The following is a 351-nucleotide window of genomic DNA, read 5'->3' as shown; positions in this document are numbered from 1 at the left end:
ATCGGGAAGACAGGATTTGAACCTGCGACCCCCTGGTCCCAAACCAGGTGCTCTACCAAGCTGAGCCACTTCCCGTTAATAAAAGCGCGCCCGAGAGGAGTCGAACCCCTAACCTCTTGATCCGTAGTCAAACGCTCTATCCAATTGAGCTACGGGCGCATATGGTGCCGAGGGCGGGGGTCGAACCCGCACGGTGGTCACCCACCGCAGGATTTTAAGTCCTGTGCGTCTGCCTGTTCCGCCACCCCGGCATGTCATATTGAAAATTGGAGCGGAAGACGGGATTCGAACCCGCGACCCCAACCTTGGCAAGGTTGTATTCTACCACTGAACTACTTCCGCAAGACATGT

At 56.1% G+C, this 351-nt stretch carries 4 tRNA genes; all 4 read right to left on the bottom strand.

The features are described 5' to 3' along the window. Nucleotide 1: 1 nt before the first annotated feature. The 4 genes from ACXVYO_RS00080 to ACXVYO_RS00065 all read right to left on the bottom strand — a co-directional run bounded on the left by ACXVYO_RS00080 (nucleotide 2) and on the right by ACXVYO_RS00065 (nucleotide 342). Nucleotides 2-75: transfer RNA gene (locus ACXVYO_RS00080), tRNA-Pro, on the bottom strand. A 10-nt stretch (nucleotides 76-85) separates the two neighbouring features. Further along, nucleotides 86-159 (bottom strand) — tRNA-Arg (locus ACXVYO_RS00075). 3 nt (nucleotides 160-162) lie between these two features. After that, nucleotides 163-251 (bottom strand) — tRNA-Leu (locus ACXVYO_RS00070). A 16-nt stretch (nucleotides 252-267) separates the two neighbouring features. Next, nucleotides 268-342, bottom strand: a tRNA-Gly gene (locus tag ACXVYO_RS00065). Nucleotides 343-351 lie beyond the last annotated feature (9 nt).

The sequence above is a fragment of the Bacillus sp. BC08 genome, from assembly GCF_054326875.1.
The sequence above is the reverse complement of the archived record's forward strand: the minus strand, read 5'-3'. Positions and strand labels throughout refer to the sequence as shown.